Origin of the sequence: Enterobacter sp. 2VL, assembly GCF_005503595.1 — a bacterium.
GTDB lineage: Bacteria > Pseudomonadota > Gammaproteobacteria > Enterobacterales > Enterobacteriaceae > Enterobacter > Enterobacter cancerogenus.
Window position 1 is genome coordinate 264,632 of sequence record NZ_SCNE01000003.1, and the last position, 17,538, is coordinate 282,169.

At 54.9% G+C, this 17,538-nt stretch carries 10 protein-coding genes; 4 read left to right on the plus strand and 6 right to left on the minus strand.

From position 1 onward, the window contains the following. Positions 1-69: 69 nt before the first annotated feature. The 4 genes from alkB to FFS28_RS09470 form a co-directional block, all read right to left on the minus strand. Positions 70-720: a DNA oxidative demethylase AlkB gene (gene alkB, locus FFS28_RS09455; RefSeq protein WP_137849408.1), complete on the minus strand. Its 651-nt coding sequence runs from the start codon at positions 718-720 to the stop codon at positions 70-72. Further along, complete coding sequence (ada, locus tag FFS28_RS09460) at positions 720-1,775, minus strand: bifunctional DNA-binding transcriptional regulator/O6-methylguanine-DNA methyltransferase Ada (protein ID WP_137849409.1); 1,056 nt, start codon at positions 1,773-1,775, stop codon at positions 720-722. The genes alkB and ada overlap by 1 nt, the downstream gene beginning before the upstream one ends. 72 nt (positions 1,776-1,847) lie before the next feature. After that, positions 1,848-2,903: an FAD:protein FMN transferase ApbE gene (apbE, locus tag FFS28_RS09465; RefSeq protein WP_137849410.1), complete on the minus strand. Its 1,056-nt coding sequence runs from the start codon at positions 2,901-2,903 to the stop codon at positions 1,848-1,850. Positions 2,904-3,018: 115 nt separating this feature from the next. Then, on the minus strand, positions 3,019-4,125 hold the full coding sequence (locus tag FFS28_RS09470; RefSeq protein ID WP_058609847.1) for a porin OmpC: 1,107 nt from the start codon (positions 4,123-4,125) through the stop codon (positions 3,019-3,021). 742 nt (positions 4,126-4,867) lie between these two features. On the opposite strand from FFS28_RS09470, the gene rcsD reads away from it, so the two are divergent. After that, positions 4,868-7,543 carry a phosphotransferase RcsD gene (gene rcsD, locus FFS28_RS09475; RefSeq protein ID WP_137849411.1) on the plus strand — a complete coding sequence of 892 codons (2,676 nt, stop codon included), beginning with the start codon at positions 4,868-4,870 and terminating at the stop codon, positions 7,541-7,543. Positions 7,544-7,559: 16 nt separating this feature from the next. Beyond that, positions 7,560-8,210 (plus strand): response regulator transcription factor RcsB, encoded by a 651-nt coding sequence (gene rcsB / locus FFS28_RS09480; RefSeq protein WP_006176468.1) that lies wholly within the window; start codon positions 7,560-7,562, stop codon positions 8,208-8,210. 111 nt (positions 8,211-8,321) lie between these two features. On the opposite strand, the gene rcsC is transcribed toward rcsB, so the two are convergent. Both rcsC and gyrA read right to left on the minus strand, forming a co-directional pair. Beyond that, a complete protein-coding gene (rcsC, locus tag FFS28_RS09485) occupies positions 8,322-11,168 on the minus strand; it encodes a two-component system sensor histidine kinase RcsC (RefSeq protein ID WP_006176469.1) in 2,847 nt (948 codons plus the stop codon). Between the two features lie 140 nt (positions 11,169-11,308). Continuing rightward, positions 11,309-13,945 carry a DNA topoisomerase (ATP-hydrolyzing) subunit A gene (gene gyrA / locus FFS28_RS09490; RefSeq protein WP_088208022.1) on the minus strand — a complete coding sequence of 879 codons (2,637 nt, stop codon included), beginning with the start codon at positions 13,943-13,945 and terminating at the stop codon, positions 11,309-11,311. A 146-nt stretch (positions 13,946-14,091) separates the two neighbouring features. Between gyrA and ubiG the strand changes: the two genes are divergently transcribed. Both ubiG and nrdA read left to right on the plus strand, forming a co-directional pair. After that, complete coding sequence (gene ubiG / locus FFS28_RS09495; protein WP_006176471.1) at positions 14,092-14,820, plus strand: bifunctional 2-polyprenyl-6-hydroxyphenol methylase/3-demethylubiquinol 3-O-methyltransferase UbiG; 729 nt, start codon at positions 14,092-14,094, stop codon at positions 14,818-14,820. A gap of 332 nt (positions 14,821-15,152) precedes the next feature. Further along, the gene (gene nrdA / locus FFS28_RS09500) at positions 15,153-17,438 is read left to right on the plus strand and encodes a class 1a ribonucleoside-diphosphate reductase subunit alpha (protein ID WP_006176472.1); all 2,286 of its coding nucleotides are present in this window, start codon (positions 15,153-15,155) and stop codon (positions 17,436-17,438) included. Positions 17,439-17,538: the final 100 nt, after the last annotated feature.

Below are 17,538 nucleotides of genomic sequence, written 5' to 3' on the forward strand. Positions count from 1 at the left end.
AATCCGGACAATAAAAAACAGCCAGCAGTGTAAACTGCCTTGCGCCTACATCAAGAATAATTCTTATTTTTATTCGCTGTACGCTGCCTGCCGGAAGGTCAGGTTGTAACGGTATTCCCCCGTCATAGGATGAACGCCAGGCTTAAGAGGCTGAATACCGTGGTAATACAGGCGGGATTCCCGGCCCCAGACCACCACGTCGCCATGCTCCAGCATCAGGCGTTTCAGGGGATCGCTGCGTTTTAACCCGCCAAACTGAAACACGGCAGGTAGCCCTAAGGAGACGGAAACAATGGGTGCGCGCAGGTCCGGCTCATCCTTATCCTGGTGCAACGACAGCTTTGCTCCGACGGCGTAGCGGTTTATCAGACAGGCGTCGGGCTGAAATTCGGGATACCCCGCTTCGATGGCTGCCTCGTGGCACAGAGCCTCAAAAGCCGCAGGCACGGGCGGCCAGGGGTGGCCGGTGACCGGGTCTTCCGGGGCGTATAAATAGCCGCGGGCATTGGTTGCCCAGCCCAGCGGCCCGCAGTTGGTCATCGCGACAGACATGGTGTAGCCGCCGGGCGTCACCATGTGGCGAAACGGCGAGATGGCCGCCACGTCGTTGATGCCGTCGAGCAGCGCCTTCGCGCGCGTAAGCGCAAAGCGTCGCAGGATCACCGCCCCGGGAGCCAGCGGCTCCTGCCAGGGTTCAGCCTCCGCAAAAAGATCGAGCATTAGCCCTCCAGCTTTTTTGCCTCACGTTGTAATAATAGCGTCTTGCGGGCGGTTCCCCAGCGATAGCCCGACAGAGCCCCGTCGTTACGCACCACGCGGTGACAAGGGATCACAATCGCCAGCGTATTCGCCGCGCAGGCTCCCGCCACGGCACGCACGGCATTGGGTTTGCCAATGGCCTTCGCCACCTGCTGATAGCTTAGCGTTTCACCGGCCGGAATGGCGCGTAACGCCTGCCAGACCTGCTGCTGGAAGGCCGTGCCGCGAATATCCAGCGGCAGCGCCAGCGGTATCCTGTGGCTGTCGATACTGGCGATAACCTGATGAATGCGCTGAGCAAACTCGCCCTGCATAGGCTCGCGCGCCGCGTTGGAAAACAGCGTTCGCAGCTCCTCTTCAAGTGCCGCGTCATTATCCCCCAGCAGTATCGCGCAGATCCCGCGCTCGCTTTCCGCCACCAGGCAGCGGCCCAGGGAACAGTCAACGAGGGTATAGCGCACCGCGATATCCCCCCTGCGATACTGTTTTGCCGTCATTCCCAGTGCACCATCGGCTTTGCGGTAGTAGCTGCTGCTGTCCGGAAAACCGGCGTTCAGTACGGTATCGGTAATGTTCTCGCCCTGAGCAAGCGCAGTACGCAGGCGCTGCGCCCGCGCGGCCTGCTGCCAGGCCTTCGGCGTCATGCCGGTCACGGATTTAAACAGACGATGGAAATGGAACGGGCTGACGGCAACCTGCCGGGCCAGCGCCTCCAGACTCAGGGCCGGATCCTGCTCGAGCAGACGGCAGGCCAGCTCAATTTTTTGCAGCTTATGCGCCTGCGGGTCGGGTTTGTCCGGCATGCAGCGCTTGCAGGGACGAAAGCCAGCCTGCGCAGCGCGTTTTGCATCGGGATAAAAACGAACATTCTGGCGCAGCGCGTGGCGGGCGCGGCAGGAAGGACGGCAGAAAATGCCGGTCGTCTGTACCGCAAAGACAAACTGGTTATCGGCGAGCGGATCGCGGGCCAGCACGGCCTGCCAGCGCTCATCATCGGTCATGGTCAGGTTTTTCATCATCGGCTCCTCTTACAAGCATACCCCTACCTTGCCCGCGCGCCAGCGAAGAAAAACCCGCAACCTTGCTTTTTAATTTTGTTCCTTAACCAGAAAGCTGTCGAACTGCGGTGAATGCCAGGTTTTGAATCCATCCGCCTCTTTGGTGATCATGTAAACGGCCAGCCCTTCCTGACGCACTACCTCTTTTGCTTTTTCGGTACCCAGCACCATCAGCCCGGTGTCCCAGGCGTCCGCCTCCAGCGCCGTCGGGGCGATAACCGTGACCGAGACCAGGTTATGCGTAATTGGGCGTCCCGTCTGCGGGTCGATCACATGCGAAATCCGTTTACCGTCAAGTTCATAGTAGTTGCGGTAGCTGCCGGAGGTGCTGATGCCGTGACCGTTGATATCCACAATCGCCTGAACCGCGTTCTGCTGGTCGGTTGGCTTTTGGATAGCCACCCGCCACGGTTTACCGCTGGCGTTCATGCCCCGGCTGACCAGCGCACCGCCCACTGAAACCAGATACCGTGAAATCCCTTCCTGCGCCATCAGCTTAGCAAGATGGTCCGCTGCATAGCCCTCGCCTACCGTCGAAAGGTCGACAAACAGATCGGGAATATCTTTCTGAAGATACTGCTGACCGTACTGATAGATCGTCGTCAGATGCTGTAACCCCGTGCGGGCGCGGGCGTCATCAATCGCCGCCTGGTCGGGGGTGGTGTCAGGCTGTTTAGTGGGGCCAAAGCCCCAGAGGTTCACCAGCGGCCCGACGGTGACATCCATCGCGCCGTTGGTTTTGTATCCCACGCGCATTGCTTCGGTCACGATGTCGGCCATCGCCTCACTGACCGGCCACAGCGAGGTGCTTCTGGAAAGATTGAAGCGCATCAGCGCGGAGTCATTTTTCCAGGTCGACAGCAGCTGATCGTCAGCATCCAGCTGCGACTGGATTTTTTCGCGGAGTTCGTCGGCGCGCGTGTTGTCGAGGTTCATCACGCTGACGCGCCAGACGGTGCCCATGGTTTTACCATCCAGAACCGTTGGCGCTGGCGCGGTGGTTTTTGCCGGGGGCGTTGATGAGTCGCATGCTGTCAGAAGTAAAAGCGTAGCCAGAAAGCTGGCGCGTAAAAAAGTCATGTCCATTCTTATTATCCTCATGCCAGGGCGGCAAGAGTACACCAAAAGGGGGCATTTGTAAGACCCCAATCATTGCATGAAAAAAGGGGCCAAAAGGCCCCTTCAACGTACTGAAACGCGATTAGAACTGGTAAACCAGACCCAGCGCTACGATATCATCAGTACCGATACCCGCCTGACGGGTGAATTCGTTTTCGTCAACGAGGTTGATTTTGTAATCAACGTAGGTAGACATGTTTTTGTTGAAGTAGTAAGTCGCGCCAACATCAACATATTTCAGCAGATCCTGATCGCCGTAACCTTCGATGTCTTTGCCTTTAGACTGCAGGTACGCCACGGATGGACGCAGGCCGAAGTCGAACTGGTACTGAGCAACCACTTCGAAGTTCTGCGCTTTGTTCGCAAAACCGTAGATGTCGCTGGTGCTCTGGGAATTACCGAAACGGGTTGCGTTATAGGTCTGAGAGTACTGCGCGGCCAGGTAGATGTTGTTGGCGTCGTATTTCAGACCACCGGTGTACACTTCTGCGCGATCGCCATCACCCAGTGCTGCGGTGTTGTTCTGGTCAGAGGTACGTTTGGAAGAGGACATCGCACCGCCGATGCTGAAGCCTTCACCCAGGTTGTAGGACAGGGACGCGCCGTAACCGTCGCCGTTCTGTTTCAGGGTGCTACGACCCGCATCGTTTTCACCGCTTACGCTGCCGTTTTTACCCTGATACTGCAGAGCAAAGTTCAGGCCATCAACCAGACCGAAGAAGTCCTGGTTACGGTAGGTTGCTACGCCGTTGGCACGGGATTGCATGAAGTTGTCTGCGCCGTAGGTGTCGCCGCCAAACTCTGGCAGAACGTCGGTCCAGGAGGTCACGTCGTAGATTACGCCGTAGTTACGACCGTAATCGAAAGAACCCGCGTCAGCGAATTTCAGACCCGCGAACGCCACACGCGTCCAGGACTGGTTGTCGCTTTCATCGGTGTTACCCTGAATCTGGTATTCCCACTGGCCGTAACCGGTCAGCTGGTCGTTAACCTGAGTTTCGCCTTTGAAGCCAAGACGCATGTAGGTCTGGTCGCCGTCAGCGCTCTTGTCATCAGAGAAATAGTGCAGACCATCTACTTTGCCGTACAGATCTAATTTGTTGCCGTCTTTGTTATAAATTTCAGCCGCATTTGCTGCGCCTGCTACCAGCAGAGCTGGTACCAGGAGGGAAAGAACTTTAACTTTCATTTTATTAACCCTCTGTTATATGCCTTATTATTGCCACTGCTTACTGATCAACCCTCTTAATCAGTCGGCGGATTCATTCTCCTTAAAATTACAGAATAATCCAATGGGAATATGATACTAAAACTTTGAAGATGTTTCATTGTTCCATAAAGATGTTTCCATTTGTAAATAAAGAGGAACTTTTACAAAGCACAAACAGTGAAAAAATAGAGCACGTATAATCAAGCTTTAAATTATCATTAATAATATCAATACCTTATACCAAAAATCTTTACAGCACTGAAAGACAAAACAAAATCGTACAACCTCACTAAAATAACTCTCGCTATCATCATTAACTTTATTTATTACCGTCATTCAGCTTTGAATGTCTGTTTATCCCTGATTAGACCGGATGCAACGCATTCGGTTTTTTTTTACTTATCTTTACGTAAATATAATTTTCTTGTGCTACCCGCGTGAAATTATAACGACTATTAACTAAATCGATTATTCCCCCCTCTAAAATATGCATTCTGGCATGAATTTTTAATTTCTTGTTTATTAGTGCTATTTTCGCCCTCGTATCGCCACTTATTTGTACACTCAGCATGGTGTTGTACATCTTTTAAGCTTTATGCGATGAGGGTATTCAGGCAATAAAAAGTCCCTGCTTCACCGATGACGACGCTGGAAATTCGGTTATTACCCTTTATACTGCCCTATCCCCTTAAAGCGCAGCCACCACGGGTTAAACATATCAATGAGTCAGACTGAAACTACCGCCCCGAGCAAATTTTCCCTTCTTCCCGGGAGCATCACCCGTTTCTTTCTTCTGTTGATCATTGTGCTGTTAGTCACGATGGGGGTGATGATTCAAAGCGCGGTGAATACCTGGCTTAAGGACAAAAGCTATCAGGTCGTCGATATCACCCACGCCATCCATAAACGAATCGATACCTGGCGCTACGCCACGTGGCAGATTTACGACAATATTGCCGCCGCCCCGGCCACATCGTCCGGTGAAGGACTACAGGAAACGCGTCTTAAGCAGGACGTTTATTACCTCGAAAAACCACAGCGTAAAACAGAAGCCCTGATTTTCGGCTCGCACGACAGCGCCACGCTGGAGATGACCCAGCGCATTTCAAGCTATCTTGATACCCTCTGGGGTGCGGAGACCGTGCCGTGGTCTATGTATTACCTGAACGGCCAGGACAACAGCATGATTCTGGTCTCGACGTTGCCGCTTAAAGATCTCTCCTCGGGCTTTAAAGAGACTACCGTTGGCAGCATCGTCGATTCCCGCCGGGCGGAAATGCTCCAGCAGGCTAACGCCCTGGACGAGCGCGAAAGTTTCTCCTCCCTGCGTCGGCTGGCCTGGCAAAACGGGCATTACTTTACCTTGCGCACCACCTTTAACCAGCCAGGGCATCTGGCGACGGTGGTAGCCTTCGACTTACCCATTAATGACCTGATCCCGCCGGATATGCCGCTGGACAGCTTCCGTCTGGATCCTGACAACAGCACGCAAAACATGCGCACGCCGCCGGATAAAGAAGGGGCAGAGAGCGTCTCGATCTCCTTTAACGGTTCGAAGATTGAAATTTCCTCCTCGCTGAACTCAACCGGCATGCGTCTGGTATGGCAGGTTCCTTTCGGCACGCTGCTGCTCGACACCCTGCAAAATATCCTGCTGCCGCTGCTCCTGAACATTGGCCTGCTGGCGCTGGCGCTGTTTGGCTACAGCACCTTCCGTTTCCAGCCGGGCCGCCAGAAGGGGGAATCCTCTTCCGTCTCCGTTGGAACAAGTAACGAGCTACGCATATTGCGCGCCCTTAATGAAGAGATTGTCTCCGTGCTGCCGCTGGGTGTGCTGGTTCACGACCAGGAGGCTAACCGCACGGTAATGAGTAACAAGATTGCCGACCACCTGCTGCCACATCTGAACCTGCAGAACATTACCACCATGGCGGATCAGCATCAGGGGGTGATCCAGGCCACCATTAATAATGAACTCTACGAGATCCGCCAGTTCCGCAGCCAGGTGGCATCGCGCACGCAGATTTTTGTTATTCGCGATCAGGATCGCGAAGTGCTGGTGAATAAAAAGCTGAAGCAGGCGCAGAGGCTGTATGAAAAAAACCAGCAGGGGCGCGCCGCGTTCATGCAAAACATTGGCGAGGCCTTCAAGCAACCGTTAAAAACGCTTGCCGCGAAGGCTGCCGAACTGAGCACGCCTGAAAGCCATCAGCTCGCAGGCCAGGCTGACTCGCTGGTGCAGCTGGTAGATGAAATTCAGCTTGCGAACATGCTGGAAAGCGATAGCTGGAAAAGCAATCCGTCCCTGTTCTCTATTCAGGATCTGATTGATGAAGTGGTGCCTGACGTGCTGCCCGTGATTAAGCGCAAGGGTCTGCAACTGCTCATCAACAACCACTTACCGGCTAACGATAAGCGCCACGGCGATCGCGAAGCCCTGCGCCGGATCCTGCTGATGCTTATCCAGTACGCGGTGACCACCACGCAGATCGGCAAGATCACCCTGGAGGTCAGCACCGACGAGTCAACGGACGATCGTCTGACCTTCCGTATCCTCGACACCGGCGAAGGCGTCACCGTGAGTGAAATTGATAATCTGCACTTCCCGTTCCTTAACGATACGCAGGGCGACCGCTACGGCAAGGCAAATGCCCTCACCTTCTGGCTGTGCGATCAGCTGGCGCGCAAGCTGGGTGGGCACCTGAACATCAAGGCGCGTGAAACTCTCGGCACGCGCTATTCATTGCACGTAAAAATGACCGCCAACCCGCAGGAAGAAGATGAAGAACGCCTGCTGGATGATGTGGTGGTGATGGTCGATGTGACCTCAAACGAGATCCGCAATATCGTGGTTCGCCAGTTGGAAAACTGGGGCGCAAGCTGTATCACCCCGGATGAACGGCTCGCGAGTCAAGAATTTGATCTGTTTTTAACTGATAATCCGTCTAATCTTACTGCCTCCGGCTTGCTTTTAAGCGATGATGAGCCAGGCGTGCGAAAAATCGGCCCTGGGCAGATGCGCGTCAACTTTAACATGAGCAATGCGATGCAGGAGGCTGTACTACAACTGATCGAGGAGCAGCTGGCGCAGGAAGATATCCTGGAGTCCCCGTTGGGCGGTGATGAAAATGCCGAACTCCATGCCAGCGGATACTATTCACTGTTTGTTGATACAGTACCAGATGATGTTAAGCGGTTGTATACTGAGTCCGCTGCGAATGATTTTGCAGCGCTGGCGCAGACGGCACACCGGCTTAAAGGCGTGTTTGCCATGCTTAATCTGGTTCCCGGCAAGCAGTTATGTGAAACGCTGGAACATCTAATTCGTGAGAAAGATGCCTCTGGCATTGAAAATTATATCAGCGACATTGACGCCTACGTCAAAAGCTTGCTGTAGCAAGGTAGCCTTATACATGAACAATATGAACGTAATTATTGCCGATGACCATCCGATTGTACTGTTCGGTATTCGCAAATCGCTTGAACAGATCGAGTGGGTGAATGTAGTCGGTGAATTTGAAGACTCTACAGCACTGATCAATAACCTCCCAAAGCTTGATGCACACGTCCTCATCACCGATCTCTCCATGCCTGGGGACAAATACGGTGATGGGATTACGCTCATCAAATATATTAAACGTCACTTCCCTGACATCTCCATTATCGTTCTGACCATGAACAACAACCCGGCTATCCTGAGCGCGGTGTTGGATCTGGATATTGAAGGGATTGTGCTGAAGCAAGGTGCGCCTACCGACCTGCCGAAAGCGCTCGCCGCGCTGCAGAAAGGCAAGAAGTTCACCCCTGAGAGCGTCTCCCGTCTGCTGGAGAAAATCAGCGCGGGTGGCTACGGTGACAAACGCCTGTCACCGAAAGAGAGTGAAGTTCTGCGTCTGTTCGCTGAAGGTTTCCTGGTCACCGAGATTGCCAAGAAGCTGAACCGCAGCATTAAAACCATCAGTAGCCAGAAAAAATCCGCGATGATGAAGCTGGGTGTGGATAACGATATCGCCCTGCTGAACTATCTCTCTTCCGTTACGCTGAGCGCGTCGGACAAGGATTGATCTCCGCTGCCTGTGCCGGGTGGCGCTCGCGTTTATCCGGCACACAGAACCCGTAAGCCCGCGCAAGCGCAGCGCCGCCGGGCAAATAAAAAGGCCCTTACGGGCCTTTTTTTATACTCTCGTTTTCCTGACCCTGTCCGCATACACCGACAACGTCTGCTTCAGCACGTCCAGCGTCACCGGTTTTGACAGGCAGCTGTCCATACCCGACTCAAGACAGCGCTGTTTCTCTTCCGCCAGGGCGTTTGCCGTCACGCCTACCACTGGCAGCGTCAGGCCAAGCTGACGAATGCGCTGCGTCAGGCGATACCCGTCCATATTCGGCATGTTCACGTCGCTCAGCACGATATCAATATGGTTTTTGCTGAGAACGTTAAGCGCATCGACGCCATCGTTCGCCGTTTTGCACTGATACCCCAGCGAGCCGAGTTGGTCAGCCAGCAGGCGACGGTTAATCGGATGGTCGTCCACCACCAGGATCATCATGTCGTCATTCAGCGAGGCCAGCGACTCAGGAGAAGGCAGCGCCGATGCGTTATCCCCGTCGTCCAGCTGGATGCTGTAAATGCGCGCCAGCAAGGCTAACAGCTCGTGCGGCGTAGCCACGCTGTGCACCCACTCGCCGGGCGCGCGCTCAACGGGTATGCCGATATGACGTCGGCAGAAGATCACCGCGCCCCTGCCCTGCCACGGCTGCTCCGGCGGGTCATCCGCAATCAGCATGTCGTCCGCATCCGGGGTTTGCCCTTCGTAGAGAGACACCTCGATGCCGTTACTGCTTAACAAGGATCTGAGGTATTCGTTCAGCGATGCGTTATTGACGGCCAGCCAGCAGCGTTTACCGCTCAGGCCGTCCAGCATCGGTTTGGCCGGGTACTGCGCCGAGTAGAGCGGAATACGAATGGTAAACTGGCTCCCCATGCCCGGCTCGGTATCCACGGAGATATCGCCGTCCATCATGCTGATCAGTTTTTCGCAAATCGCCAGCCCCAGCCCGGTGCCCTGGAAGTTGCGCTGTACTCCGGTCCCCACCTGGAAGAAGGGATCAAACAGGCGCACTACTTCTTTCGCCGGGATCCCGACGCCCGTATCGCGCACGCGAATGGTCAAATAGTCGCCAACGAGGCAGACGTGCAGCACAATACAGCCCGTGTCGGTGAATTTAATCGCGTTGCTGAGCAGGTTCGAGATGACCTGCTGCAGGCGCATCGGGTCGCCATGCAGCGTCAGCGGCACGTCAGGCTCAATAAAGCAGTACAGCCCCAGCTGTTTACGCACCACCAGCGGCATGTAGTTCGCGCTGATGTGATTCATCACCTCACGCGGGGAGAACTCCCGCGGCTCGATTTTGAGCTGTTCGGACTCAATTTTCGAGAAGTCGAGAATGTCGCTGATGATTTTCAACAGCAGACTTGAGGAGTTGTTCATGGCCGTAACCAGCCTGTCGACCCCTTTCGGTAACTCCTTGGTCTGCAACAGATCGAGGTTACCGATAATGCCGTAAAGCGGCGTGCGCAGCTCGTGGCTGACGGTGGCAAGGAACATCGACTTCGACTGGCTGGCCTGCTCCGCAGCCTGCGCCATCTCCTGCAACGACTCTTCCATTTTCACGCGCGCAGAGACATCCACCAGCACGCAGATCGCCACGTTTTCATTACGGTAGCGCGAATGCACAAAGCTGATCTGCAGGTTAGTGTGGGTGCTGGTCAGCACGTCGACAAAGTTAACCTGCTGACCGCAGATGATCTGCGTCAGCCGCTGCCGGTCTTCGTGGGTCAGCATGTTGAGGTAGTTATGTGCCAGCTCATTGCTGAGGATGTTGGTGCCATCCTGGGTGCGCAGAATACAGATCCCCACCGGCGCAGAGGCGACAATCTTGCGGTTGAACTGCTCGTGCTCTTCCAGACGCTGGGCATCACTCTCGGCAGGGATAAATATCCGGCGCTCGTACATCCGCGCCAGCATGAACAGCGCGACGCCGACCAGCACATTCAGCAGAATGGCATTGAGGATCAGGATACGGATCCGCTCAAGCACCATATCAACAGGCACCGAGTAGACGATGCTGAGCGAGGACGGCGGTAAACTTTTCTTGAGCACCAGCTCGCGGAAGCCCGAGGTGTAGCCAAACCACGAGCGCTCCTGCATCCAGTGCGGATCGATTTTTAAGCGGCTCTCCGGCCCGGTCAGCGAAATCAGCGTATGGCCGTTTTCATCCAGAATGGTCACGCCCATCGGCAGGCTGCCCGGCGTGAAGAAGTTTTCCATACGGATGGTTTGTTCCGTTCCCAGCAGCGCCTGTAGGCGGTTAGCCAGGTAAACAGGGGTAAGGGCATAGAAATAGCCGACGCCCATGCGCGGCCCCTGGCTTATCCAGAAGATATTATTGCCGCGCTCTTCCTGTGGCGCATTGCGGTACTTAACGATTCGTTCATGCAGGCTTTTCAGCGCATCATCCCGTTCGACGGGCATATCACGCAGGCCAAAGTCGGCCATGCAGAGATTTTCGCTGCCGATAAGGAACACGCGGTTCAGATCGTAGGCGGCGGAAAAATTATCGCGCCAGTAGCGCATAAACCAGGCAAGAGATTCGAGCGAACCGCGCCAGGTGTTACCCATCGCGGAGCAGTCTGAGTCCGGGAACAGTGGCTCGAAATTGGGCACTTCCGTTTTATCTTTGCGTCCACGGATAGCCATGATGCCGTTTTCCGCCGTCAGGCGATTTTCAGCAATGTATTTCAGCTCCTTCATTACATCCGACGTTCGCTGAATGTAACGCTGGGCCTGATCGGAGCTGATACTGAACTCCTGGCGAATTTCAGCTTCTTTCTGGTTAAGCGCGTTAACAATATAAAAGACCGAGATCAGCGCCACCAGCAGCCACAGCAACAGTGCCAGCGCCCGAAACAGATAACGAGAGACTTTCAGCGTAGTACGAAAGGAGACAAGGTATTTCAAAGGGGCGAGGCTCCGCCATCGGGGTCAAAAAAGAATGTGGTTAAGGTAGCGGTAAACGCGCCATGCCGCAACGTTCAGTTATCTGCAACTGTAAAACAAAAGGGCCGGAAACCGGCCCTTTTCTTCACATCAGGTGATGATTACTCGTCTGCGTCATCCGCAGCATCATCGTCGGACTCGGCTTCCGGCGCGATGTCATCATCGCCTTCCGCTACGGTACCGTCGATAGAGTCAAGCTCTTCGTCATCAACTGGCTCAGCAACGCGCTGCAGACCCACCACGTTTTCATCTTCCGCAGTACGGATAAGGATAACACCCTGGGTGTTACGCCCTACCACGCTGATCTCAGACACGCGTGTACGCACCAGCGTACCGGCATCGGTGATCATCATGATCTGGTCAGCATCGTCTACCTGCACCGCGCCCACAACGGAACCGTTACGCTCGGTCACTTTGATGGAGATAACGCCCTGCGTGCCACGAGACTTGGTCGGATATTCGCTTTCTGCCGTACGCTTACCGTAACCGTTCTGCGTGACGGTCAGGATTGCGCCTTCGCCACGTGGAACGATCAGGGAAACCACGGCGTCTTCACCCGCCAGTTTGATCCCGCGAACGCCGGTCGCGGTACGACCCATTGCGCGCACCGCGTTCTCTTTAAAGCGCACCACTTTACCGGCGGCAGAGAACAGCATCACTTCGTCAGAACCGGAGGTCAGATCCACGCCAATCAGTTCGTCGCCTTCGTTGAGGTTGACGGCGATGATACCGGCAGAACGCGGACGGCTGAACTCGGTCAGCGCCGTTTTCTTCACGGTACCGCTGGCGGTCGCCATAAAGACGTTAACGCCCTCTTCGTACTCGCGCACCGGCAGGATCGCGGTGATACGTTCGTTCGCTTCCAGCGGCAGCAGGTTGACGATCGGACGACCACGCGCGCCGCGGCTCGCTTCCGGCAGCTGATACACTTTCATCCAGTACAGACGACCCCGGCTTGAGAAGCAGAGGATGGTGTCATGGGTGTTGGCCACCAGCAGGCGGTCGATAAAGTCTTCTTCTTTAATACGTGCGGCAGATTTGCCTTTACCACCACGACGCTGTGCTTCGTAGTCGGTGAGCGGCTGATACTTCACATAGCCCTGGTGAGACAGGGTGACCACCACGTCTTCGCGGTTGATCAGGTCTTCGATGTTGATATCAGAGCTGTTCGCGGTGATTTCGGTGCGGCGCTCGTCGCCAAACTGGTCGCGGACCAGCTCCAGCTCTTCGCGGATCACTTCCATCAGGCGATCGGCGCTGCCCAGGATATGCAGCAGCTCAGCAATCTGTTCCAGCAGTTCTTTGTACTCGTCGAGCAGTTTTTCATGCTCAAGGCCGGTCAGTTTCTGCAGACGCAGATCCAGAATCGCCTGGGCCTGCTGTTCAGTCAGGTAGTACTGACCGTCACGCACGCCGAATTCTGGTTCCAGCCATTCAGGACGCGCGGCGTCATCACCGGCACGCTCCAGCATCGCAGACACGTTGCCCAGCGCCCATGGCTGTGCCACTAACGCGGCTTTCGCTTCAGCAGGGGTTGGTGCGCGGCGGATCAGCTCGATAATCGGGTCGATGTTTGCCAGCGCGACGGCCAGTGCTTCAAGGATGTGCGCACGGTCGCGGGCTTTACGCAGTTCGAAGATCGTACGGCGGGTCACCACTTCACGACGGTGACGCACAAACGCGCTCAGGATCTCTTTCAGGTTCATGATCTTCGGCTGACCATGGTGCAGTGCAACCATGTTGATACCGAAGGAGACCTGCAACTGAGTCTGGGAGTAGAGGTTGTTCAGCACCACTTCACCCACCGCGTCGCGTTTGATTTCAATCACGATGCGCATCCCGTCTTTATCAGACTCGTCACGCAGCGCGCTGATGCCTTCAACGCGTTTTTCTTTTACCAGCTCGGCGATTTTTTCAATCAAACGCGCCTTGTTCACCTGATACGGGATCTCGTGAACAATGATGGTTTCACGGCCCGTTTTGGCGTCGGCTTCCACTTCGGCGCGGGCACGGATGTAAATCTTGCCGCGACCGGTACGGTACGCTTCTTCAATACCGCGACGACCGTTGATGATCGCTGCGGTCGGGAAGTCTGGCCCCGGGATGTGTTCCATCAGCCCTTCAATGCTGATCTCTTCATCATCGATATAGGCCAGGCAGCCGTTAATCACTTCCGTGATGTTGTGTGGCGGAATATTGGTTGCCATGCCCACTGCGATACCGGATGACCCGTTAACTAACAGGTTCGGGATCTTGGTTGGCATAACATCTGGGATTCGCTCAGTGCCGTCGTAGTTATCGACGAAATCAACGGTCTCTTTTTCCAGGTCGGCCATCAGCTCGTGAGCGATTTTCGACATACGGATTTCCGTATAACGCATCGCCGCCGCGGAGTCGCCGTCAACAGAACCAAAGTTACCCTGACCATCTACCAGCATGTAACGCAAGGAGAATGGCTGCGCCATACGAACGATGGTGTCATAAACGGCGGTATCACCATGCGGGTGATATTTACCGATGACATCACCCACGACACGGGCAGATTTTTTATAGGCTTTATTCCAGTCATTGCCCAATACGTTCATGGCGTATAGTACGCGACGGTGTACCGGCTTCAGGCCATCGCGGACGTCCGGCAGCGCACGGCCAACAATGACCGACATCGCATAGTCCAGATAGGAGCTCTTCAGCTCTTCCTCGATGTTAACCGGTGTAATTTCTCTCGCAAGGTCGCTCATCTAACCGCTATCCCTCTACTGTATCCCGGATTCAAAGGTCGCAAATTATAACACAGCCACGGTGATTGAGGTAAAGCAATACGCTTTATTCACGGGGATTGCCTGATATACTCCTTTGTCTTGCTAAATAAGGAGTAAAAGCGCCCATGAATGCCGAAAAATCCCCGGTAGCTCACAACGTTGACCACGAAGAGATTGCCAAATTTGAAGCCGTGGCGTCCCGCTGGTGGGATCTCGAAGGTGAGTTTAAACCTCTGCATCGCATCAACCCGCTGCGTCTGGGCTATATCGCGGAGCGTTCCGGCGGTCTGTTCGGTAAAAAGGTGCTCGACGTCGGCTGCGGCGGCGGGATCCTGGCAGAAAGCATGGCGCGTGAAGGGGCCACCGTGACCGGCCTTGATATGGGCTTTGAGCCACTGCAGGTGGCGCGTCTGCACGCGCTGGAATCGGGCGTGCAGGTGGAATATGTGCAGGAAACGGTAGAAGCGCACGCGGCAGAACATGCGCACCAGTACGACGTGGTGACCTGCATGGAGATGCTGGAGCACGTTCCCGATCCGCAGTCGGTCGTCAATGCCTGTGCAAAGCTGGTGAAACCGGGCGGCCAGGTGTTCTTTTCCACCATCAACCGTAACGGCAAGGCCTGGCTGATGGCCGTGGTCGGCGCGGAGTATGTCCTGCGGATGGTGCCGAAAGGCACGCACGACGTGAAGAAGTTCATCAAGCCTGCTGAACTGCTGGGCTGGGTGGACCAGACGTGGCTCAAGGAGCAGCACATTACCGGCCTGCACTACAACCCGTTAACCGACAAGTTCAAACTCGCCCCGGGTGTGGATGTTAACTACATGTTGCACACTACGGCAAAAAATAGCTAACGTCATACGAACTTCTTATAAAGATTGCGCGACATTCGTTGCGCAATTTTGACCACTCGTTGAAGAAATCAGCACTCGATCAAATTTTAGATTTTTTTTCTGAAATATTGACATGTCGTCCAGGCCTTACGATACGAGGACTTAGGCTTTTTTACCCTTTCACAACCTCAATTTAACCTCAAAATCAACTCTTGTACTGAAATGATTCGCTACTAGAATACTCACCATCTTGCGTTAATCTTATCGTAAAACCCCTATATGTAGTATTTATCCACAGAGTCCTGTGGATAAGCGGGGGATATTTTTTTATTTCACGGACAGGTAAAACCCACATGAATCAGAGTCTGCTGGTGACAAAGCGCGACGGTACTACCGAGCGTATCAATCTGGACAAAATCCATCGAGTTCTCGACTGGGCAGCAGAAGGGCTGAATAACGTATCTATCTCCCAGGTTGAACTGCGCTCACACATCCAGTTCTACGACGGCATCAAAACGTCTGATATCCACGAAACCATTATTAAAGCAGCGGCAGATCTCATCTCCCGCGACGCACCGGACTATCAGTACCTTGCAGCACGTCTGGCCATTTTCCATCTGCGTAAAAAAGCCTACGGCCAGTTTGAGCCGCCGAAGCTGTACGATCACGTCGTAAAAATGGTTGAACTGGGCAAATACGATACGCATCTGCTGGAAGACTATACGGAAGAAGAGTTCGAGCAGATGAACGGGTTTATCGATCACTGGCGCGACATGAACTTCTCCTACGCGGCGGTGAAGCAGCTCGAAGGCAAATACCTGGTTCAGAACCGTGTGACCGGTGAAATCTATGAGAGCGCCCAGTTCCTCTACATTCTGGTGGCCGCCTGCCTGTTCTCTAACTACCCGCGTGACACCCGTCTGGAATACGTGAAGCGTTTTTACGATGCGGTCTCGACGTTCAAGATTTCGCTGCCAACGCCAATCATGTCCGGCGTACGTACGCCAACCCGCCAGTTCAGCTCCTGCGTGCTGATCGAGTGCGGTGACAGCCTGGATTCCATCAACGCCACCTCCAGCGCAATCGTAAAATACGTCTCCCAGCGCGCCGGTATCGGCATCAACGCGGGTCGTATCCGTGCGCTGGGTAGCCCGATTCGCGGTGGTGAAGCGTTCCACACCGGCTGTATCCCGTTCTATAAGCATTTCCAGACCGCGGTGAAATCCTGCTCTCAGGGCGGCGTTCGCGGCGGGGCAGCCACTCTGTTCTACCCGATGTGGCACCTGGAAGTGGAAAGCCTGCTGGTGCTGAAAAACAACCGTGGCGTGGAAGGCAACCGCGTGCGCCACATGGACTACGGCGTGCAGATCAACAAGCTGATGTACACCCGTCTGCTGAAAGGTGAAGATATTACCCTGTTCAGCCCGTCCGATGTACCGGGCCTGTACGACGCGTTCTTTGCCGATCAGGACGAGTTCGAGCGTCTGTACACCAAATATGAAAAAGACGAGAGCATTCGCAAGCAGCGCGTGAAGGCCGTCGACCTGTTCTCGCTGATGATGCAGGAACGTGCCTCTACTGGCCGTATCTACATCCAGAACGTTGACCACTGCAACACCCACAGCCCGTTCGATCCGGTTGTTGCGCCGGTGCGCCAGTCCAACCTGTGTCTGGAGATCGCCCTGCCGACCAAACCGCTCAATGACGTGAACGATGAGAACGGTGAAATCGCGCTGTGTACGCTGTCTGCCTTCAACCTGGGCGCAATTAAGAGCCTGGACGAGCTGGAAGAGCTGGCGGTGCTGGCGGTTCGCGCACTCGACGCCCTGCTCGACTATCAGGACTACCCAATTCCGGCAGCCAAACGCGGCGCGATGGGTCGTCGTACCCTGGGGATTGGCGTGATTAACTTCGCCTACTGGCTGGCGAAAAACGGTAAGCGTTACTCCGACGGCAGCGCCAACAACCTGACGCACCAGACGTTTGAAGCTATTCAGTATTACCTGATGAAAGCCTCCAACGAGCTGGCAAAAGAGCAAGGCGCGTGCCCGTGGTTCAACGAAACCACCTATGCGAAAGGCATTCTGCCGATCGACACTTATAAGAAAGATCTGGACGGGATCGTCAGCGAACCGCTGCACCTGGACTGGGAAGGCCTGCGCGAGTCCATCAAGACTCACGGCCTGCGTAACTCCACGCTCTCTGCCCTGATGCCGTCCGAGACCTCTTCGCAGATCTCTAACGCCACCAACGGCATCGAGCCACCGCGCGGCCACGTCAGCATCAAAGCGTCGAAAGACGGCGTGCTGCGCCAGGTCGTACCGGATTACGAGACGCTGGGCAACAACTACGAACTGCTGTGGGAGATGCCGAACAACGACGGTTACCTGCAGCTGGTGGGTATCATGCAGAAGTTTATCGACCAGTCGATCTCTGCGAATACCAACTATGACCCGACGCGCTTCCCGTCTGGCAAGGTTCCGATGCAGCAACTGCTGAAAGACCTGCTCACCGCCTATAAATTTGGCGTGAAGACCCTGTACTATCACAACACCCGTGACGGTGCAGAAGACGCGCAGGACGATATGGTGCCGTCAATTCAGGACGATGGCTGCGAAAGCGGCGCATGTAAGATCTAAGCACTTCGCCGGGTGGCGCTACGCTTACCCGGCCTACGGTTTTGTAGGCCCGGCAAACGCAGTGCCGCCGGGCAATAAAATCTCAACAGGACTCACCGCA